The sequence below is a fragment of the Delftia sp. UME58 genome (assembly GCF_014170385.1).
Lineage (GTDB): Bacteria > Pseudomonadota > Gammaproteobacteria > Burkholderiales > Burkholderiaceae_C > Comamonas > Comamonas acidovorans.
Genome location: NZ_LZZV01000014.1, coordinates 102,453 through 121,125 on the forward strand (window position 1 = coordinate 102,453; position 18,673 = coordinate 121,125).

Here is an 18,673-nt window from a genome sequence, read left to right on the forward strand (position 1 = left end):
CCTGTTGCGCCAGATCGGCGCGCATGGGCGAGGGGCTGCCGCTGGACCAGGGCTCGCCGGGGCGCGTGATCCTGGCGTTTTCAGGCGAATCGGGGCCGGTGTACGAGCAGATCCGCCAGCGCGGCTAGCACTGGTCCATCGGCGAGCGCGAACAGGGCGTGGCCACGGTGTCGGCGCCAGTGTTCGGCATGCACTGGCGGCTGATGGGGTCGGTGTGCATCTCCGGGCCGGCATCGCGCCTGCCCGAGTCCCGGCTGGAAGCCATGGCGCAGACCGTGGTGGCGGCGGCCAACCAGCTGTCCTATGCGCTGGCGGGCAGCGCCAGCACACAGGCCCCCGTGGTGCGCGCCAGCCAGTGGCATCCCTGAGAACACCCTCCGGGGCGGCGCCCGGAGGGTGGATGGCCGCTTACTGCAGCGCGCCCATGGGCAGGGCGATGGGCTTGCCGTTGAGCGTGACCTGGCCGGCCTGCATCTTGAGCGCGCTGACCAGCTTGTCGCCTTCCAGGCGGGCATAGCCTGTGGCCTGGGCCATGCCCAGCATGCCCTCCACATCCTCGGCCGAGGCATCGGGCTTGCCCGATGCCTTGAGCAGCGGCTCCAGCCAGGCCTTGGGCAGGCTGGCATTGGCCTGCAGTGCCGAGGTCTTGAGCAGCGCCGGCATCCAGCCGGCCTGGGCGACCTGCTCCTGCGTGGGCGCGCTTTGCACTTCGGCGCCGTACTCCAGGTGGCCGGTCTGGCCCTGGTAGGTGGCCTGCAGCTTCATGGAGTAGGCCGGCAGGGCCGCCACCAGGCGCGGGGCGTTCTGCATCAGCACGCCCATGCCCTGCTCTTCCAGCGATTCCAGCGCCTTGGCCAGGCCCTCCTTGCGGTAGCCCTCGACCATGACGCGCTGGAAGCCGCGCAGGGCCTCGATGTCCAGGCGCTGGATCTTTTCCTCGTAGCCCACGGACTCGAAATCGATGGGGCCGATGCGGCCCGTGCCCTTGACCTGGGTGGTCATGCCCAGCGTGGTCTTGTCGGACTCGATGACCGAGCTGCCGTCCACGTTCTTGAGGTCCAGCAGCGTCTTGGCCTCGCCGCCTTCGGCGGGCGTGCTGCTCATGCCCAAACGCGCGATGCGCACGCTGGCCTTGCCGGGGCCCAGGCCCCACAGGCCGTCGATGACCTTGTTCTCGAAGCTGCTCTCCAGACCCGTGAGCATGATGCTGGTGCGCTCCACGGGCACTGCGGCCGGCTGGGTGGGGAGGGCCTCGTCGTTGTCGGATTCCTCCTCCTCGCCCTCTTCCTCTTCCACGCCCATGGACTTGTCGCGGCTGGGCAGGCCCAGCAGGGCCACCTCGGGCCAGCGCCAGGTGCCCTTGACGCTGCCACCGCCCAGGGCCGTGTCCAGCACCATTTCCTGCCAGCGCATGGTGACTTCCTGGTCGCCCAGCTCGCCGGCGGGCAGCAGCAGGCGCACATCCTGTCCGCCCGTGAAGTGGTGCACGCTGGTCAGCGTGGGGGCTGCGGCCTTGGCCAGCATCTGAGTGCTCTTTTCGTCCAGGCCATCGAGCGCAAAGCGTGTCTCGGAAACCGCTGCCGCCAGTCGGCCACCGGCCAGCGGGCCGTGGCGCACCGTGGTGTCCACCACCAGGCGCACGGGCTTGGACGCAGCGACCGGTTCTGCGGCGGCGGGCGCTTCAGTTGTGTCGGCTGCTTTTGCCACGTCAGCCGTTTTTGCCGTTTCAGCTGCCTCGGCGGCCTGAGCTTCCGCCGCAGGCCACTGCAGCACCAGCTTGGCCTGGGATGACAGGAATCCCTTGTGGTATTCGTCGGTCACGACGACCTTTTCGCCCAGCACCTTGCGCAATTCGGCCACTGCATCCTTGTAGCCGGACTCGGCCCTTTGGCCCGTATACCAGGTGGTTCCTCCATAGGCCACGACGGCCAATGCCACGGCAGCGGCCACTGCGGTTTTCTTGTTGCTCATTGTGAATATCCCGTGATGAATAAGACCCTCCCCCTCGGGCGGGCCGCGCGACTGTATCAGTTCGGCGTTTCACCACGGAACGGCAATGGGCTGTGCATTGGCGCAGCCATGCCTCCTGTCGCAGGCACGCAAGGACGCAGGCCCTTGCCCAGGGCTTGCCAGGCCTTGCCTGCAGCGGTTTTCAAGACCTGCGCCCCAGGCATTGCCCGCGCAAGACAGGCCACCGGATTTTTCAAATGCTTACCATTGCAGCACATGATTGGCATGCCAATTGAACTCGGAGGGAAATGCTATGGCGTCATGCATATGGCGTCACGGATATGGCGTGAATGCACCTTTCCCCTCTTTGCCGGCTTGCCCGAATGCCGTATCGAGTGCCTCCAATGACGGCACTCACCCGGCCTGCAGCAGAAATGGCAGGGCCGCGTCCAGCAATGCGTCGGGCGCCTCTTCGGCGATGTAGTGCCCGCAGGCCAGCGGCCGGCCGCGCACATCATCGGCCACCAGTTGCCACTCGCGCAGCGGATCGAAGCAGCGGTGCACCACGCCCTCTTCGCCCCAGAGCACCAGCAGCGGCATGGACAGCCTGCGCCCGAGCTGGCGGTCTTCGCGGTCGTGCTCCAGGTCGATGCCGGCCGAGGCGCGGTAGTCCTCGCACATGCCGTGCGCGCTGCCCGGCAGCGCCAGGCAGCGCTGGTACTCGGCCAGCGCCCGGGGATCGAAGGGCGCCAGGCCGGCGCTGCGCCGGCCCATGATCTCGCGCACATAGGCGGCGGGATCGGCCTCGATCAGGCGCTCGGGCAGCGGCGCGGGCTGGATCAGGAAGAACCAGTGCCAGTAGGCGCGTGCAAAGGCCTCGCCGGTCTGCTCGTACATGGCCAGCGTGGGCGCAATGTCCAGCAGCACCAGACGCTGCACGCTGGCGGGATAGTCCATGGCCAGCCGGTGCGCCACGCGCGCGCCCCGGTCATGCGCCAGCACGCTGAAATGCTCATGGCCCAGCCGGGCCATCAGCCGCAGCAGGTCGCGGGCCATGGTGCGCTTGCTGTAGTTGACATGCTCGGGATCGCCGGCCGGGCGCGAGGAGTCGCCATAGCCGCGCAGATCTGCCAGCACCAGGGTGAACTGCTGCGCCAGTCGGGGCGCGACGCGGTGCCAGATGGCGCTGGTCTGCGGGTGGCCGTGCACCAGCAGCAGGGCCGGCCCCTGGCCGCCCACCCAGGCGTTGATCTCCACGCCGTCATCGACCGTGATGCGCTGCTGGCGCAGGCCCGGCATCCATGGATCTGTGTGCATCCCGGAGATTCCTTCTACGTTGTTCATGACTGTCAGCCTGCCATGCTAATCAGTAAACCAGGCTGCATAAATAGCAAAATACTGCATTGATCCATCAGTTCAATTTACGAATCAACCATCCACCGCATCCACCATGGACGGCTTTTCCGACCTGCGTTTCTTCTCGCTGCTGATCCGCGAAGGCAGCCTGGCCGCCGCGGCCCAGCAGATGGGCGTGACGCCGCCCGCCGTCAGCCGCCGCCTGTCCCTGCTGGAGCGGCGCCTGGGCGTGCGCCTGCTGCAGCGCACGACACGGCGCATCCACCTGACGCCCGAGGGCGAAGCCTACCTGCTGGATGGCGCGCGCATCCTGGCCGACCTGGAGGCGCTGGAGCGCAGCATCTCGGGCACGCGCGCCACGGCGCGCGGCCCGCTGTCCATTGCGTGCACGCTGGGCTTTGGCCGCCAGCGGCTGGCGCCCGCGCTGTCGGCCTTTGCGCGCGCCTATCCCGAAGTGCAGGTGCAACTGCAGCTGACGGACAGGCCCGTCAACCTGGTCGAGCAGGGCTTTGACGCCGTGGTGCGCTTTGGCGCCCTGCCCGACTCCGCCCTCACCGCCCGCCTGCTGCTGCCCAACCGCCGCGTGCTGTGCGCCGCGCCCTCCTACCTCAACGCCCACGGCGAGCCGCGCCAGCCTGCAGACCTGCAGGCCCACCGCTGCATCGTGATCCGCGAGAGCGACGAAACCTATGGCAGCTGGCGCCTGAGCCGGCGCACGCGCCAGGGCATGAGCGAGCACAACATCAAGGTCAACGGCGTGATGAGCACCAACGACGGCGCAGCGGCCCTGGCCTGGGCGCTGGACGGCCACGGCATCCTGCAGCGCTCGCTCTGGGATGTGGCCGCGCCGCTGGCCGCAGGCGCGCTGCGCGAGGTCCTGCCCCAATGGCAGCTGCCTGCGGCCGACATCTACCTGGTGCACGCCACGCGCAGCGAGATGTCGGCCAGAATCCGCGCGCTCACCGGCTTTCTGGGCGACTGGTTTGCACAACGGCCTGAGCCGGACATGGTGCCCGCCTGAGCCCAGGCGCAATCTGCAACCTCGGCGGCAGACAGGCTGTCATGTGCGTTCACCCTGCGCAGCGCAGGCCATGCGAACATGGCCCGCAACAGCAACCACCACACCCAGGAGACAAGACACATGGCCACCGCCCGCTACCCCCAGCCCGAACTGTCCAGCCTGCCCGAGGACATCCGCGCCCGCATTCTTGAAGTGCAGGAAAAGGCCGGCTTCATTCCCAACGTCTTCCTGGCCTTTGCGCGCCGCCCCGCCGAGTGGCGCGCGTTCTTCGCCTACCACGATGCCCTCATGCTCAAGGAGGAAGGCAGCCTGACCAAGGGCGAGCGCGAGATGATCGTCACCACCACCAGCGCGGCCAACCAGTGCCTGTACTGCGTGGTGGCCCACGGCGCCATCCTGCGCATCTACGAAAAGCAGCCCTACGTGGCCGACCAGGTAGCCGTCAACTACCGCAAGGCCGACATCAGCGCCCGCCAGCGCGCCATGCTGGACTTCGCCATGAAGGTCTGCGAACGCAGCCATGAAATCTGCGAGGCCGACTTCGAGGCGCTGTACCCGCATGGCTTCGACGACGAGGACATCTGGGACATCGCCGCCATCACCGCCTTCTTCGGCCTGTCCAACCGCATGGCCAGCTTTGCCGGCATGCAGCCCAATCCCGAGTTCTTCCTCATGGGGCGCGTGCCGCGCGAGAAGAAGTAGGCTGGCCGACCTGTGCCCCCTGGCGCGCCGCAGCACCCTCGGCCAAACCCCGGCATATCTCCCCCACCTGCCCCACGGCCCCCAGCAGGCGCGGCGTGGGCTCGTTGGCGCAGTTCAGGCGCAGGTGGTTGGGCAGGTCAGAGCGCGATGAAAACAGCGGGCCGGGGCTGACGCCAATGCCCAGCTCCAGCGCGCGGCGGTGCACCTCCAGTGCATTCACCTGGCGCGGCAACTCCACCCACAGCAGAAAGCCCGCGCGCGGGGCCGAGACGCGGGTGCCGGGCGGAAAGCTGGCCTCGACCCTGGCCGTGACGGCCTGCACCCCGGCCTGCACACGGGACTTGAGACGGCGCAGGTGCCGGTCGTAGTCGCCGCTGGCCAGCACCTCGCTCACGGCGGCTTCCAGCAGCGGCGCACCGGCCCAGTCGCCCGCCAGGCGCACCTGCAGCACCTGGGCATGGAAGCGGCCCGCCGCAATCCAGCCCACGCGCCAGCCCGGCGCCAGGGTCTTGGACACGGAGCCGCAGTACAGCACGTTGCCGCTGGCGTCGAAGGCCTTGCAGGCCGGCGGGCGCTGGCTGTCGCCCGCAAGGTCGCCATAGACATCGTCTTCGATCAAGGGAATGCCCGCCCGCTCCAGCAGCGCCACCAGGGCCTGCTTGCGCTCCACCGGCATGCTGGCGCCCAGCGGGTTCTGCACGGTGGGCGATGCCAGCACGGCAGCCGGCCGGTGGCGGGCAATGGCCTCGGCCAGCGGCTCCAGCAGCAGGCCTTCGCGGGGATCGGTGGCAATCTCCAGCGCCTTCAGGCCCAGGTCCTCCAGCAGCAGCAGGCTGCCGAAATAGGCGGGCCGCTCCACGGCCACGACATCGCCGGGCTTGCACACGGCGCGCAGCGCCAGCCGCACGGCCTGGGTGGCGCCTGCCGTCAGGACCAGGTCATCGGGGCCGAAGCGCGCACCCCATTGCGCGGCCCGGGCCGCTATCTGGCCGCGCAGGTCCGCGCGGCCCGGCGGCATGCTGTAGGTCTGGCCGTGCGCGTCCAGGCGGCGCCCGGCGGTCTGCAGCGCGCGCTGCAGCCGGGCCGTGGGCAGCCAAGCCGGATCGGGCAATGCCGCACCCAGCGGGATCAGGCGCGTGTCGGGGCTGCTGAACAGCGAGCGCGCCAGGGCCGACAGGGTCACGGGCACGGGGCGCGACGACGGGCGGGACGCCTGCAGCGCCGCGCCGCCGGTTGCCTGCCGCACAAAGTAGCCCGAGCGCGGGCGCGCGACGATCAGGCCCTCGGCCTCCAGGCAGCGCAGCGCCTCCAGCGCGGTGGGCAGGCTGACCTGTTCGCGCTCGGCCAGGCTGCGGGCGGAGATCAGCCTGTCGCCGGGACGCAGTGCGCCGCAGGCCAGCGTCTGGCGCAGGGCCTGGGCAATGCGGCGGTACTGGGGCAAGGGTTCGTTGGTGGTGGGCATGCCAATCTGTACAGGTCAGTTTTCTTGGATTCTGCTTATACAGGCATTGGTGGTCCCGATTTATCGTTGCAGCCATCCAGCAACCCGAGGAAACCCATGCAAGCCAGCAATTTCGATCTCCAGGCCTACTTCCGCCGCATCGGCTTCAGTGCCGGGGACTCCGCCCAGGCGAATGCCGCCACCCTGCATGCGCTGATGCGCCAGCAGCTGTTTTCCGTGCCTTTCGAGAACCTCGACGTGCAGGCCGGCAAGATCGTCTCTCTGGTGCCCGAAGACATTGCGGGCAAGATCCTCGGCGGCGCCCGGGGCGGCTACTGCTACGAGGTGAACGGCCTGTTCGCCATGGCGCTGCAGGCCCTGGGCATTGCCTACCGCTTTGTGGCGGCGCGGCCCATGTTCTATCCGGCCCGCCGGCCCCGCACCCACATGGCCCTGGTGGCCGAGGTCGAGGGACGGCGCTGGCTGTGCGACCTGGGCTTTGGCAGCTACGGCATACGCGCACCCATGGCCCTGGACGAGCTGGATACCGAGGTCCGCCAGGACGGCGACACCTTCCGCCTGAGCCTGGACGACCAGGGCGAATACCTGCTGCAGGCCCGCGTGGACGGTGAATGGGCCAACCAGTACGCCTTCAACCTGTCGCCCCAGGAGTGGGTGGATTTCGCGCCCGCCAACTACCTGAACTCCACGCACCCGGACGCCATCTTCGTGCAAAAGCGGGTGGTGGTGCTGCACCAGCCGGCCGGCCGCATGATCCTGGTGGGCGACGCGCTCAAGACCATCACGGCCAGCGGCACCGAGACCAGGCAGCTGGCCCCTGATGAAATCCAGCACGTGCTGGGCAGCCTGTTCGGGCTGGCGACCGAGCGCCAGGCGGCTGCCGTGTGCTGACCCTCTAAGCCAGGCGGGTCGAATCCCGCTCGATCAGCTCGAACCCCAGGTCGAACGCCGAGCGCCCGGCACTGTGGCCCTTGCAGCGTGCCAGCACGAGTTCGGCGGCCAGGCGGCCTATGCCCGGTCCGTCCACATGCACGGTGGTCAGCGATGGCAGAAGGTGGGCCGCGAAATCGGCATTGCCGAAGCCCGAGACGGCCAGGTCCACGGGCACGCGCAGGCCGCGCGCCTGGGCTTCCACCAAAATGCCGTGGGCCAGCATGTCCGAGCTGCAGACCACGGCCTGCAGATCAGGCTGCTGCGCCAGCAACTGGCCCAGCGCCTGCCGGCCCAGCTCCAGGCTGCCGGGCGCGGACACGGTGACCGTGGGCACCTCGCGGCCCCAGGCTGCGAGAAAGCCCTCGCGCCGCTGCTGGGCCCGGTGGTCGCCGCCCGTGGCCATGCCCACGCGCTGCAGGCCGCGCGAGAGGAAATAGCCGGCCAGCGCGCTGCCCACCTTCAGGTGGGAAAAGCCCACCAACAAGGGCGACGCACCGGCCCATGCCGACCTGATCGGCGGCCAGGTCGATGCCTCGTTCCAGAACATCAATGCCGTGATACGGCACATCCGGGCCGGCAAGATGCGCGCCCTGGCCGTGACCGGCGTGAAAAACGTGGAAGTCGCCTCCTGGCAGGCCATCGTCGCGCCCAAGGGCCTGCCGCCTGCGCTGCGTGACAAGGCGCATGCGGCCTTTGTCGAGGCGCTCAACGATCCCCGGGTTCGCGAGCAGTTCGTCTCCATCGGCCACCAGATGGTCGCCGGCACGCCCCAGCAATTCGCCGAACTCCAGCGCCAGGAATAGCCCTCCCCCTCCAGTTTCCAACGACCGCACCGCGCCTCAATGTGCCACCGGCGAGATGCTGACCAGCGCCGCCGAGCACGGCGATCTCATACGCCACCGCAGCGCCGACTTCCTCATGCCCGACGCGCCGCGCGTGGGCGGCATCACGCCCTTCCTGCAGATCGCGGCCCAGGCCGAACTGGCCCACCTGAGCCTGGCGCCCCACTTCGCCATGGAGCTGCACGTGCACCTGGCCGCCACCTGCGCCAACGAGCCCTGGGTGGAACACTTCGACTGGCTGGAGCCGCTGTTCAACGAACGCCTGGAAATCGCCAATGGCCGCATGCTTGTGCCCACACGCCCCGGCCTGGGACTGAGCCTGAGCGAACAGGCGCGGCGCTGGACGCGCGAAAGCGTGGAGTTCGGGGAGCGGGGCTGAGGGCGGCTGCGAGCGGCTGAGGGCCTGGTTACACCCGGTACCTCAGGCTTTTCACATATATTGCTCGGCTAAATGGCGTGGACTGTGGGCAGCCAGACCACGACAGCGGCTGTCCATGCCGGGCCGGGCCGGGCCATTCGACCATCACAACCTCAACAGGCGAAATTTGGGAGCTGACTTGATGCGCGTGGCCTTGCTTCTTTTGGTTCCAGCCATCGCCGGATGCACCCCGGACACAAATCCCGCAGGTGGCGCTCGCACGCAAGTGCAGCGCGACGTTGAAAGCTATGCCATCGCAAGCTGCCTGACCCAGCAGGCCGAGCCCTATCTCAAGGACCAGGGAGATGCCTGGGCCTCCGTCGTCGTGCAGCGCATGCACGGGGATATCGAAGTGCTGGCGGGCATTGCCGAGCAGGTGCAGCGGGAGAACGCCAAAGGCGGCAATGGCGCCAAGGACGATATGGCCGTCATGCGCGACGAGGCCCGTCCCGGGCAGGGCAAGCCATTGCCCGTGCTGCACTGTGGCGAGGTGATCGACCGGCCCGACGTGCGCGCTGCGATTCAAAAGGCGATTGCGGCACTGCGCCCGTCCTACGAATCCAGGTAGGCCAGGCCGTTTCCCGAAAATCCGGGTTGGGGGCGGGCAACCAGCCCCTATCCATCCAGCCCGTACTTGCGGATCTTGTCGTGCAGCGTGGTCTTGGGCATGGACAGGGCTTCGGCCGTGCGCGCCAGGCTGCCGGCGTGGCGGCGCAGGGCGTCGGCGATGAGGGCGCGCTCGAAGGCCTCGACAGCGGCGGACAGCGGCCGGGGCGCGGCGTCCTGCGCCGTGGTGCCGGCCGGCTGGCCGAAGGGGGGCGAGCCGGCCTCGATGCCCAGCACCGTGCGCTCGGCCACGTTGCGCAGCTCGCGCACGTTGCCGGGCCAGTCATAGCCCAGCAGTTGCTGCACGCGCGCCGTGGTCAGCTCGGGCACGGGCCGCTGGTGGCGCGCGGCGCCCTGCAGCGCGAAGTGCTCGAACAGCAGCGGCACGTCCTCGCGCCGCTCGCGCAGCGGCGGCAGCGAGACGGTGGCCACGTTCAGGCGGTAGTAGAGGTCGGCGCGGAACAATCCTTGCCGGCTCAACTCCAGCAGATCGACCTTGGTGGCCGCGATCACGCGGCAGTCGATGGGGATCAGGGTGTTGGAGCCCAGGCGCTCCAGCACGCGCTCCTGCAGCACGCGCAGCAGCTTGATCTGCATGGGCAGGGGCATGCTTTCGATCTCGTCCAGGAACAGCGTGCCGCCGCTGGCGTGCTCCAGCTTGCCGATGCGCTTCTTGCCCGCGCCGGTATAGGCGCCGGCCTCGCTGCCGAACATTTCGCTGTCGAACAGCGTGTCGGGCAGGCCGCCGCAGTTGACCGCCACGAAGTTGCCATCGCGCCGCGCGCTGGCTTCGTGCAGGCAGCGCGCCACCAGCTCCTTGCCCGTGCCGGTCTCGCCCTGGATCAGCACATCGGCCGCGCTCTGCGCCAGCCCCGTGAGCATCTGGCGCAGCTGGCGCATATTGGGCGCGCGGCCTATCAGCCGGTGCTCCAGGCTGTCGCGCTGGTCCAGCTGCTGGCGCAGCGCCCGCACCTCCAGCACCAGGCGGCGGCGCTCCAGGGCACGGCGCACGGCGCCGACCAGGGTTTCGGGGGCGAAGGGTTTCTGGATGAAGTCCTGGGCACCGTCCTTCATGGCCTGCACGGCCATGGAGATATCGCCGTGGCCGGTGATCAGCACCACGGGCAGTTCCGGGTCCATGGCCACCAGCTCGCGCAGGAAGGCCATGCCGTCCATGCGCGGCAGGCGGATGTCGCTGACCACGATGCCCGCGAAGTCGCGCGACAGGCGGCGGCGTGCCTGCTCGGCGCTGCCCACGCTTTCGCAGGCGATGCCTTCGAGCTGCAGCGCCTGCTCGCAGCCGAGCACGATGTCGGGGTCGTCCTCGATGATCAGGACTTTGAGGGCGTCGGTCATGGTGTGTCGGCGGATGGGGTGGAGGGTGCCAGGGCCAGGCTCAGCGTGAAGACGGCACCGCCGCCCGGATGGTTGCTGCCCGTCAGCGTGCCGCCGCATTCGCGCACGATGCCGGCCGACAGCGCCAGCCCCAGGCCCAGGCCCACGCCCTCTTCCTTGGTGGTGAAAAACGGCTGGAACAGATGGGCCTGCGCCGCTTCGCTCAGGCCCGGGCCGTGGTCGCGCACGGTGACCTGGGCGCGGCCATCGGCCACGGCGCAGGCCAGCTCCAGGCAGGGCGCGGGCTGGCCGCGCATGGCGTCCAGGGAGTTGTTGATCAGGTTGATCAGCACCTGCTCGATGCGGTTGCGGTCGCACCAGGCCACGGCCTCGGGCACGCCGTCATCGCGCAGGATGCGGGCGCCGGTCTCGGCCACGCGCGACTCCAGCACGGCCAGCGCATTGTCCAGCGCATGCGCCAGCGGCACGGCCTGGCTGGCGCCGCTGGACTTGCGCGCAAAGTTGCGCAGCTGGCCCGTGATGCGGCCCATGCGGTCGGCCAGCTGCGCCATGCGCTCCAGGTTCACGCGCGTGGTTTCGGTATCGCCGCGCTCCAGAAAGCGCTGGCTGTTGCCCGCCAGGGTGCGCAGCGCCGTCAGCGGCTGGTTGAGTTCATGCGCCACGCCCGTGGACAGCTGGCCTATCACGGCCAGCTTGCCGGCCTGCACCAGTTCGTCCTGGGCGGCGCGCAGCGTGGCCTCGGCGTGGGTGCGCTCGACCACCTCGGCCTGCAGGGCCTCGTTGGCGGCCGACAGGTCGGCCGTGCGCTGCTCCACCTTGCGCTCCAGTTCGTCATGCGCGGCCTGCAGCGCCTCGCGCGCGGCCAGGCGGTCGCGCAGGTGGCGGCGGCGCTCGTTGACCATCATGGCCAGCAGCAGCACGAAGGCCGCGCCCACGGCCGCGGCCAGCGCGCGGCTCTGGGCAAGCTGGTCGACCTGCTCCAGGTGCGAGAGCACGGTGATCGTCCAGGGCGTGCCAGGCAGCTGGCGCGACTGGGCCAGGAAGCGGCCGCTGACCGGGTAGACCGAACCTGGCGATTCCTCGCCATGGCGGGCAATGCGCACCAGGCGCGCGCCCTGGCCCAGGTCGCGCAGCACCTGCAGGCCCAGCGGCTCCAGCGCGCGGCGGTTGTACTGGCGCGTGTGGTCGAAAGCGGCGCGCGTGCCCTCGTCCAGCGTGCGCAGGGTGGTGAATTTCCAGTCGGAGACCGTGCCCAGGATGACGACGCCGTTCTCGTCGCCCACCAGCACGGGCGCCTCCACCGTGGACCACGATTGCTCCAGCTGGTCCAGGCTGACCTTGACCACGGCCACGCCCAGCGTGTGGGTGTCGTCGCCCAGGGTGGAGGCCAGGTAGTAGCCGGGCTCGCCGCGCGTGGTGCCTATGCCGAAGAAGCGCGCGCTGCCCGTGGCCATGGCGGTGCGGTAGTAGGGGCGAAAGCTCAGGTCCTCGCCCATGTAGCTGTCGGAGCGCCGCCAGTTGCTGGAGGCCACGACGTGGCCACGGGCATCGACCAGGTAGGCGGTCAGCGTTCCCGCACGGTCGTTGAGTTGCTCCAGGTAGGCGTTGACGCGGTTGGTGAGCTGCTCGTCGCCGGGCTCGGCCAGCAGCCTTTGCACATTGCCTTCCAGTGCCAGCACGTCGGGCAGGAAGGCGTACTTGCCGATCTCGCGCTGCAGGCTGGCGCCGTACAGCTCCAGCCGGTGCATGCCCGTGGCACGCAGATCGGCAATGCCCAGCCGCTGCGCCAGCAGGTACGCACCCCAGCCGCTCAGCCCGCTCAGGGCAAGCCACAGCAAAAGCAGGATGAGCTGGCGCAGGGGGCGGCGGGCGGGCATGGTGAAGGCACCGATGTTATCAGCGCCCTCCCGCACCGCCCCGGCCTCAGGCCGAGACAGCGGGCCGCCCTTGCTCGGAATGGTCCGTGGGCAGCAGGGACTCGTCGTCATCCGTGGCCGTGGTCGGATCGACGGCGCCTTCCCACTTGGCCACGACGGCCGTGGCGATCGCATTGCCCAGCACATTGGTCAGCGTGCGGCCCATGTCCAGGAAGTGGTCGATGCCCAGGATCAGCAGGATGCCCGCCTCGGGCAGGCCGAACATGGGCAGCACGGCGGCCACCACCACCAGCGATGCGCGCGGCACGCCGGCAATGCCCTTGCTGGAGACCATCAGCACCAGCAGCATGGTGATCTGGGCCGTCAGCGTCATGTCGATGCCGTAGGCCTGGGCGATGAAGATGGCCAGGAAGGTGGTGTAGACCATCGAGCCGTCCAGATTGAACGAGTAGCCCAGCGGCAGCACGAAGCCGATGATGCGCGGCTTGATGCCGAACTTCTCCAACTGCTCCATGAGCTTGGGATAGGTCGATTCGCTGCTGGCCGTGGAAAAGCCCACCAGCAGCGGGCCACGAATCAGGTTCAGCAGGCGGAAGATGTCACGGCCCAGCACGCAATAGCCGGCCACGATCAGCAGCACCCACAGCGTGGCCAGGGCCAGGTAGAAGCACAGCATGAACTTGCCGAACACCGACAGCATGCCCAGGCCATGGATGGCGATGGTGCCGGCCACGGCGCCGAACACGCCCACGGGGGCGAAGCGCATCACGTAATCGGTGACCTTGAGCATGACGTGGACCACCTCGTCCATCAGGCCCACCATGGAGCGCGCGGCCTGGTTGTGCAGATTGCCCAGCGCAATGCCGAAGAACAGCGCGAACACCAGGATCTGCAGCACCTCGTTGGTGGCCATGGCCTCGAAGATGTTCTTGGGGAACACGTGGGCGATGAAGTCCTTGAGGTTCAGCGCCGAGGTCTTGAGGTTCAGGCCCTCGGCCGACGACGGCAGGGCCACGCTCAGGCCATGGCCGGGCTGCAGCACGTTCGCATAGATCAGGCCGATGGTCAGCGAGCAGAACGAGGCCACGATGAACCAGCCCAGCGCGCGGCCGCCGATGCGGCCCACGGCCTTGGCGTCGCCCATGTTGGCCAGGCCCGACACCAGGGTGGCGAACACCAGGGGCGCGATGATCATCTTGATCATGCGCAGGAAGACATCGGTGAGGATGCCGAAGTAGCTGGCGATTTCCTTGGCGGCCTCGGGCGTGGGTGCGTAGCTGTTGCAGGCATAGCCCACCAGCACGCCGAGGACCATGGCCACGAGCACCATGGTGGTCAAGCGGTTGAATTTCATGCGGATTTTTCGTTGGACGTATTTCGGTCTTGCAAGCGAGCCCGGCCACCACGGCTGCCGGCCACGGGCCGGATGCCACAGCGAAGACGGGCTTGTCTCCCTGCATACACAACCACGATGCACGTGGCCTGCGCCTGACAGTGCACAGACCGTGCCAGCCGCATCCGGCACCTGCACCCTGCGCTAACTGCTTGATTCGCCTATATCGACCTTACTTTTATGCATAAGGTGGCACGGAAATCCGAACGATGGAACGCCTGCGTCGTTCGGAAAACCGGATGGCCGGATGCCCGGGCATGCCGCCTGCGTCCTGCCTGTGCCCCGGGCATTACGCGGACACCGAGGCCCAGGCCATGGGCTGCGGGTCATGCACAAGAACTCACACACCCTCCATGCGCTGCGCGCATCCCGGAGCCCGGGGTTGCGGGCATAGCGGCCCCATAATGCGCCACCCCATTGAATCAAGGAATTGGCACCTATGTCTTCCGGCGGCTTTCACGTCCATGGCCCACACGATCACGAGCTAGAACATGCCGCCCAGGGCGAGCATGGCCAAACCGCCCACCACGGCATCGGCGGCGGCAGCCTGACCAACCAGATCGCCATGTGCACCGCAGTCATCGCCACGGTCGGAGCCATCTTCTCGTACATGGGCGGTGCCACCCAGGCCAATGCCGGGCTGTACAAAAACGACGCAGCCATCAAGAAGACCGAAGCGGCCAACCAGTGGGCCTTCTTCCAGGCCAAGAGCACCAAGCAATCGCTGTCCGAGTTCGCGCGTGACCTGGCGACCACGGAGGACAAGCGGGCAGCCTACCAGGCCAAGGTGGAGCGCTACGAAAAAGAAAAGGATGACATCAAGCGCGATGCCGACCGCCTGGAAGCCGAGGCCCGGCAATGGGACGAGAAGTCCGAGATGCAGATGCATCTGCATCACCGCTGGGCTCAGGCCACCACCGCGCTACAGGTCGCCATTGCCCTTGCAGCCATCGCGCTGCTGACCAAGAAGAAATGGCTGGAATACGCCATGCTCGGCGTGGCAGCGCTGGGCCTTGGCGTGGGCGGGCTGGCCATGCTGCACATCTAGAGCGTGTGGCAAAGCCGCAAAGCCGCATATCCGCCTTGGAAGGCACCTGTGAAGCAGCCCCCTGATTCCCCGGCCTTGCCCGCGGCTCAGTCCTCGCTGGGACGGGGATAGCCTGCCTCTGCCCAGGCTTGCGCAGACGTCCGGGTGAGCTGATGGTCCGGCCTGACTCCCACCTTGGCCAGCTCGCTGCCGTCGGCGACAGTGGCGGTGAGCGTGGCGCTGGGATTGTCCTCATCGGGCTCGATATCCAGAGAGACGGTCACGCGTGACCCGCCCACCATGATCTGCACATCCTTGTGCAACTGCGCTGCCAGATGCTGCTCATGCCGGCGCATCACCTCGTGCGCCGTCTTCACGAGCGTGTTGAAGGCGGCAACGTCCAGCGGCTTGGGGTTTTTCTTGTCGCGGCCCATGGTCCACGGGCCGACCAGGCTCGGCTCCACCTGGCCGTCCTGGGTCATTGCGACGGCCCAGCCATCGTCGTCTTCATTCTTGATGACGCGGGCTTCCCAGCCGTTGTGGTGCCAAAGGCGGTCTTCGAAGATTGAGGCGACTTCCTGTTCGAGTTCTCCAGACATGTCCAGACCTTTGTGGAAACTATCAAGCCCAGGATTTTACTGTCTATCCATACAGTTCGCGGGCATGGGTCTATTTCGAAAGCGGTCGACTCAGGCGAGCAAACCGGCTACCGCGACGGTATGGCAGGCGCTGCCGGCAACCACGAACAGATGCCAGATGCCGTGCGCGTGGCGCATGCTCGCCAGACGACGGTAGAACACCGTTCCTGCCGAATAGAGCAGTCCGCCGGCGAGCAGCCAGGCCAGGGTCTGCGCACCATGGCGAAAGGCCACCGGCACCGCGCCCCCCAAGCTGAGCCAGCCAAGGCTGATGTACAGGGACAGGCGCGGCGGCGAATCGAAACCCAGTGCACGTATCGCACCCTGAAATGCGAGCCCCCATACGCCGCCCAGCAGCAGCCAAGCCCACAAGCCAGGGGGCGCCATCAAGGCAAAGGGCGTGTGGCTGCCGGCAATCAGCAGGTAAATGCAGGCGTGGTCTACGCGCTGCCAGAAACGCTTGCGCACCCCGGTACAGCCATGAAAGAGGGCCGATGCGCCAAACAGCGCCGCCAGAGACAGGCCAAACACCACAGCGCCCACAATCTTGCGCGCATCACCGCCGGCCACCGTTTCGCAGATGAGAACCACACTGGCCGCCAGGCCCACGGGCAGGGCTGCCAGATGGCTCCAGGTATTGAACCGTTCGCCGGGCTGGCACCAAACGGAAGTGCCGTGCGGCGAGCCTGCCTGCAAATCTTGCATGGAGCCTCCTGGCGCATGGCTGAGCAACGCCGGGCGCGTTGGCCCGGCTCGGCCACCCTAAGGCCCAGACGTGACAGGGCAATGATGGCAACGGACACGCTGGAGAGCCCGTCCACCGGACACCACACGACGTGCAGCACCAAATTGAAACATCAGGCCTTGAAAACATCCACAAACCATCCATATGGATGGCATAAGGATGTTCCATGGCCACAACCACCTCCACCCCTCGCGTGAGCGAATCCGAGAAGCTCACCATCAATCTGGGCTATGTCGACCTGGGCCAAATCGACCTGCTGGTCGCCGAAGGCTTCTACGCCAACCGCAGTGATTTCATCCGTACAGCGATACGCAATCACCTGCGCAGCCATGCGGACGCGTTGCAGCAGGTCGTCGCCCGCAAGATGCTGGTCCTGGGTATGCAGCATTTCTCCCAGGCCGATCTCCTGCGGGTGAAGGCTGCCGGGGAGAAGCTGCAGATCCGGGTGCTGGGCCTGGCCAGCATCGCGCAGGACGTGCCTGCTCAGTTGGCCGCAGAAACCATCGAATCCATCACGGTGCTGGGAGCGCTCCAGGCCAGCCCCGCCGTTCGCGCCGCTCTGGCCGGCCGCATTACCTGAGAACCATTCCATGAAACAGCTTTTTCACGACATGCTGGGCGAGGCTACACGCCTGACGCGCACTGGCAATTTGCTGGAAGCAACCGAGCTGATTCAGCGCACGTTGCGAGGCCACAGCACCCCGCCGGCCCACGACAAGCCAGCCGCAACCAGTCATCGGGAAGGCGGCTGGATCGTCGATGCCGAAGCCCGTTTCATCGACGATGCTCCCGAACTTGCCGTGCCTGCGGGCACGGCGCAGGCAGACACCTCCAGCGACGAGCAATGGCTGCGCGGCAGCTACTCGCACGGAGGCCGGCAGCTGGCCTATCGGCTGTATGTGCCGCCAGGCAGTGCACTTGAAGCGGGGCCTCGGCCGCTCGTCCTCATGCTGCACGGTTGCACCCAAGGGCCGGAAGACTTCGCCGCCGGCACGCGCATGAATGACCAGGCACGCAGGGCTGGCGTATTGGTGCTCTATCCTGAACAAACACAGCATGCGAACTCGCAAAAATGCTGGAACTGGTTCAAGGCCCAGCACCAGCAGCGGGGCCGGGGCGAGCCAGCACTGCTGGCGGGCCTCACACGCCAGGTGGTGGCTGACCATGGCGCGGACGCATCGCGTGTCTATGTCGCCGGACTATCGGCGGGCGGTGCAATGGCGGACATATTGGGACGCACCTATCCTGAGCTGTTCGCCGCCGTGGGCGTGCATTCGGGCTTGCCCGCCGGTGCTGCGTCCAATCTGCCATCAGCCCTCGAGGCGATGCGAAGAGGCGCAGCATCAGGCTCGGCCAGCGGTCCCAGCGTGTGTCCAGTGATCGTGTTTCACGGCGATGCGGACACAACGGTGCACCACGACAACGGCGCGGCCGTGGTGCATGCTGCACGCAGCGCGCAAAGTCCCCAAGGCGCACCTCGCGTCATCCAGGGCCATGCGCCGAACCGCCAGCGATTCACCCGCTCTGCCTATGTCGCGGCCGACGGAAGTACCGCCATTGAGCACTGGCAACTGCATGGCGCGGGCCACGCATGGTCCGGCGGTAGCTCGGCGGGCAGCTACACCACGCCAGGAGGAATCGACGCCAGCGCCGAGATGCTGCGCTTTTTCCTTTCGCACAAGCGTGCCCACGACTGTTGACCCGAGGCCACGCATTGCATCCGCCAACCGCATGACGCCAAAGAGTCGCAGGGTTGGCGGCGTCCCATTTCTCGGCGCACACGGATGCAAGAAACAGCGCTGGACTCCATCGAGAACCCATGCCGAAGAAAGCTGAGCGCTGCCCCGAACGGCTGCTCATGGCCGGAAGCTGCTTGCGGCAACGCCCGCTTGGGGGACTCCTCCCGGCTGATCTGCGCCATTCACGGTGCAGTGCGCGGTTGAAGCTCGAAGAGGTCGGCCCCGAGCGACCTCTGGATGAGTCCTGCGACGACACGGGTGTTGCCTGACCTCGAAAAGTAGGCGACTGGCGTCGACGTTCGGTCTGAACGCCTACCGTCCCGTTGTTCCGTCGCTGTCGCTCTGGCGATCAGTGGGAGAGGGGTTATGGCCGCCATCAATGCGCGACGAATCGAGTCCGCGCTGTCCTTCATCTGAAACTCCTTGATGCAGGGCAGGCACCGGGCCCGTTCTTCGTTCGACCCGCCGTGGAGGGACCAGCCATGGTTGTAACTCCGAGGGCTGCTGCAGAAATTGCGATGGCCGAAGTGCCAAGGAACTCACGGCGCTTCGTGTCAATGGATACGTGGGTCATGGGTCGTCCGATCTACTGAGACATCTGTGCGGTT

At 67.5% G+C, this 18,673-nt stretch carries 17 protein-coding genes and 3 pseudogenes; 10 read left to right on the top strand and 10 right to left on the bottom strand.

Annotated features, from left to right (window positions below; all coding sequences use genetic code 11):
- Nucleotides 1-17 precede the first annotated feature (17 nt).
- Nucleotides 18-368: pseudogene (locus A9976_RS06005) on the top strand (IclR family transcriptional regulator C-terminal domain-containing protein); the annotation flags it as partial.
- Nucleotides 369-408: 40 nt separating this feature from the next.
- On the opposite strand, the gene A9976_RS06010 reads toward A9976_RS06005, so the two are convergent.
- Both A9976_RS06010 and A9976_RS06015 read right to left on the bottom strand, forming a co-directional pair.
- Nucleotides 409-1,971: a YdgA family protein gene (locus tag A9976_RS06010; RefSeq protein WP_183018252.1), complete on the bottom strand. Its 1,563-nt coding sequence runs from the start codon at nucleotides 1,969-1,971 to the stop codon at nucleotides 409-411.
- A gap of 393 nt (nucleotides 1,972-2,364) precedes the next feature.
- The gene (locus A9976_RS06015; RefSeq protein ID WP_183018253.1) at nucleotides 2,365-3,267 is read right to left on the bottom strand and encodes an alpha/beta fold hydrolase; all 903 of its coding nucleotides are present in this window, start codon (nucleotides 3,265-3,267) and stop codon (nucleotides 2,365-2,367) included.
- 133 nt (nucleotides 3,268-3,400) lie between these two features.
- On the opposite strand from A9976_RS06015, the gene A9976_RS06020 reads away from it, so the two are divergent.
- Nucleotides 3,401-4,327, top strand: a complete 927-nt coding sequence (locus A9976_RS06020; protein ID WP_183018254.1) for a LysR family transcriptional regulator — start codon at nucleotides 3,401-3,403, stop codon at nucleotides 4,325-4,327.
- Between the two features lie 120 nt (nucleotides 4,328-4,447).
- On the top strand, nucleotides 4,448-5,029 hold the full coding sequence (locus tag A9976_RS06025; protein WP_183018255.1) for a peroxidase-related enzyme: 582 nt from the start codon (nucleotides 4,448-4,450) through the stop codon (nucleotides 5,027-5,029).
- On the opposite strand, the gene A9976_RS06030 is transcribed toward A9976_RS06025, so the two are convergent.
- Complete coding sequence (locus A9976_RS06030) at nucleotides 4,998-6,491, bottom strand: PLP-dependent aminotransferase family protein (protein ID WP_183018256.1); 1,494 nt, start codon at nucleotides 6,489-6,491, stop codon at nucleotides 4,998-5,000. The genes A9976_RS06025 and A9976_RS06030 overlap by 32 nt on opposite strands.
- A gap of 96 nt (nucleotides 6,492-6,587) precedes the next feature.
- Here A9976_RS06030 and A9976_RS06035 point away from each other — a divergent pair, with 96 nt between their 5' ends.
- Entirely contained in the window at nucleotides 6,588-7,382 is a 795-nt protein-coding gene (locus tag A9976_RS06035) for an arylamine N-acetyltransferase (protein ID WP_183018257.1), read from the top strand.
- Nucleotides 7,383-7,386: 4 nt separating this feature from the next.
- On the opposite strand, the pseudogene A9976_RS06040 reads toward A9976_RS06035, so the two are convergent.
- A pseudogene (locus A9976_RS06040) lies at nucleotides 7,387-7,908 on the bottom strand (substrate-binding domain-containing protein); the annotation flags it as partial.
- A gap of 70 nt (nucleotides 7,909-7,978) precedes the next feature.
- Here A9976_RS06040 and A9976_RS06045 point away from each other — a divergent pair.
- From A9976_RS06045 to A9976_RS06055, 3 genes and pseudogenes are all read left to right on the top strand, one after another.
- Nucleotides 7,979-8,227, top strand: coding sequence for a tripartite tricarboxylate transporter substrate-binding protein (locus A9976_RS06045; RefSeq protein ID WP_409049534.1), 249 nt, complete (start codon nucleotides 7,979-7,981; stop codon nucleotides 8,225-8,227).
- 43 nt (nucleotides 8,228-8,270) lie between these two features.
- Nucleotides 8,271-8,645, top strand: a pseudogene (locus A9976_RS06050) (enolase C-terminal domain-like protein); the annotation flags it as partial.
- A 265-nt stretch (nucleotides 8,646-8,910) separates the two neighbouring features.
- Nucleotides 8,911-9,252 (top strand): hypothetical protein, encoded by a 342-nt coding sequence (locus A9976_RS06055; protein ID WP_310889370.1) that lies wholly within the window; start codon nucleotides 8,911-8,913, stop codon nucleotides 9,250-9,252.
- A gap of 47 nt (nucleotides 9,253-9,299) precedes the next feature.
- On the opposite strand, the gene A9976_RS06060 is transcribed toward A9976_RS06055, so the two are convergent.
- Genes A9976_RS06060 through A9976_RS06070 form a run of 3 tightly spaced genes read right to left on the bottom strand, consistent with a single transcriptional unit; the run spans nucleotide 9,300 to nucleotide 13,877 of the window.
- Complete coding sequence (locus tag A9976_RS06060; RefSeq protein WP_183018258.1) at nucleotides 9,300-10,646, bottom strand: sigma-54 dependent transcriptional regulator; 1,347 nt, start codon at nucleotides 10,644-10,646, stop codon at nucleotides 9,300-9,302.
- Nucleotides 10,643-12,523 carry an ATP-binding protein gene (locus A9976_RS06065; protein ID WP_183018259.1) on the bottom strand — a complete coding sequence of 627 codons (1,881 nt, stop codon included), beginning with the start codon at nucleotides 12,521-12,523 and terminating at the stop codon, nucleotides 10,643-10,645. The genes A9976_RS06060 and A9976_RS06065 overlap by 4 nt, the downstream gene beginning before the upstream one ends.
- Nucleotides 12,524-12,569: 46 nt before the next feature.
- Nucleotides 12,570-13,877 (bottom strand): dicarboxylate/amino acid:cation symporter, encoded by a 1,308-nt coding sequence (locus A9976_RS06070; protein WP_183018260.1) that lies wholly within the window; start codon nucleotides 13,875-13,877, stop codon nucleotides 12,570-12,572.
- A 478-nt stretch (nucleotides 13,878-14,355) separates the two neighbouring features.
- Here A9976_RS06070 and A9976_RS06075 point away from each other — a divergent pair, with 478 nt between their 5' ends.
- Entirely contained in the window at nucleotides 14,356-14,964 is a 609-nt protein-coding gene (locus A9976_RS06075; protein ID WP_183018261.1) for a DUF4337 domain-containing protein, read from the top strand.
- An 86-nt stretch (nucleotides 14,965-15,050) separates the two neighbouring features.
- Here A9976_RS06075 and A9976_RS06080 read toward each other — a convergent pair whose 3' ends face one another.
- Nucleotides 15,051-15,542 carry a hypothetical protein gene (locus tag A9976_RS06080; protein ID WP_183018262.1) on the bottom strand — a complete coding sequence of 164 codons (492 nt, stop codon included), beginning with the start codon at nucleotides 15,540-15,542 and terminating at the stop codon, nucleotides 15,051-15,053.
- 90 nt (nucleotides 15,543-15,632) lie between these two features.
- On the bottom strand, nucleotides 15,633-16,286 hold the full coding sequence (gene trhA, locus A9976_RS06085; RefSeq protein ID WP_183018263.1) for a PAQR family membrane homeostasis protein TrhA: 654 nt from the start codon (nucleotides 16,284-16,286) through the stop codon (nucleotides 15,633-15,635).
- A gap of 206 nt (nucleotides 16,287-16,492) precedes the next feature.
- Between trhA and A9976_RS06090 the strand changes: the two genes are divergently transcribed.
- A complete protein-coding gene (locus A9976_RS06090) occupies nucleotides 16,493-16,906 on the top strand; it encodes a CopG family transcriptional regulator (RefSeq protein ID WP_183018264.1) in 414 nt (137 codons plus the stop codon).
- 10 nt (nucleotides 16,907-16,916) lie between these two features.
- Nucleotides 16,917-18,026, top strand: a complete 1,110-nt coding sequence (locus A9976_RS06095) for a PHB depolymerase family esterase (protein WP_183018265.1) — start codon at nucleotides 16,917-16,919, stop codon at nucleotides 18,024-18,026.
- Nucleotides 18,027-18,474: 448 nt separating this feature from the next.
- Here the strand turns inward: A9976_RS06095 and A9976_RS06100 are convergent, their stop codons facing one another.
- Nucleotides 18,475-18,639: a twin-arginine translocation signal domain-containing protein gene (locus tag A9976_RS06100; RefSeq protein ID WP_183018266.1), complete on the bottom strand. Its 165-nt coding sequence runs from the start codon at nucleotides 18,637-18,639 to the stop codon at nucleotides 18,475-18,477.
- Between the last annotated feature and the right edge of the window lie 34 nt (nucleotides 18,640-18,673).

What these genes read in the sequence shown, in the direction of transcription:
- A9976_RS06010 (WP_183018252.1), bottom strand. Translation starts at nt 1,971, where the DNA reads ATGAGCAACAAGAAAACCGCAGTGGCCGCTGCCGTGGCATTGGCCGTC.
- A9976_RS06015 (WP_183018253.1), bottom strand. Translation starts at nt 3,267, where the DNA reads ATGCACACAGATCCATGGATGCCGGGCCTGCGCCAGCAGCGCATCACG.
- A9976_RS06020 (WP_183018254.1), top strand. Translation starts at nt 3,401, where the DNA reads ATGGACGGCTTTTCCGACCTGCGTTTCTTCTCGCTGCTGATCCGCGAA.
- A9976_RS06025 (WP_183018255.1), top strand. Translation starts at nt 4,448, where the DNA reads ATGGCCACCGCCCGCTACCCCCAGCCCGAACTGTCCAGCCTGCCCGAG.
- A9976_RS06030 (WP_183018256.1), bottom strand. Translation starts at nt 6,491, where the DNA reads ATGCCCACCACCAACGAACCCTTGCCCCAGTACCGCCGCATTGCCCAG.
- A9976_RS06035 (WP_183018257.1), top strand. Translation starts at nt 6,588, where the DNA reads ATGCAAGCCAGCAATTTCGATCTCCAGGCCTACTTCCGCCGCATCGGC.
- A9976_RS06060 (WP_183018258.1), bottom strand. Translation starts at nt 10,646, where the DNA reads ATGACCGACGCCCTCAAAGTCCTGATCATCGAGGACGACCCCGACATC.
- A9976_RS06065 (WP_183018259.1), bottom strand. Translation starts at nt 12,523, where the DNA reads ATGCCCGCCCGCCGCCCCCTGCGCCAGCTCATCCTGCTTTTGCTGTGG.
- A9976_RS06070 (WP_183018260.1), bottom strand. Translation starts at nt 13,877, where the DNA reads ATGAAATTCAACCGCTTGACCACCATGGTGCTCGTGGCCATGGTCCTC.
- A9976_RS06075 (WP_183018261.1), top strand. Translation starts at nt 14,356, where the DNA reads ATGTCTTCCGGCGGCTTTCACGTCCATGGCCCACACGATCACGAGCTA.
- A9976_RS06080 (WP_183018262.1), bottom strand. Translation starts at nt 15,542, where the DNA reads ATGTCTGGAGAACTCGAACAGGAAGTCGCCTCAATCTTCGAAGACCGC.
- trhA (WP_183018263.1), bottom strand. Translation starts at nt 16,286, where the DNA reads ATGCAAGATTTGCAGGCAGGCTCGCCGCACGGCACTTCCGTTTGGTGC.
- A9976_RS06090 (WP_183018264.1), top strand. Translation starts at nt 16,493, where the DNA reads ATGGCCACAACCACCTCCACCCCTCGCGTGAGCGAATCCGAGAAGCTC.
- A9976_RS06095 (WP_183018265.1), top strand. Translation starts at nt 16,917, where the DNA reads ATGAAACAGCTTTTTCACGACATGCTGGGCGAGGCTACACGCCTGACG.
- A9976_RS06100 (WP_183018266.1), bottom strand. Translation starts at nt 18,639, where the DNA reads ATGACCCACGTATCCATTGACACGAAGCGCCGTGAGTTCCTTGGCACT.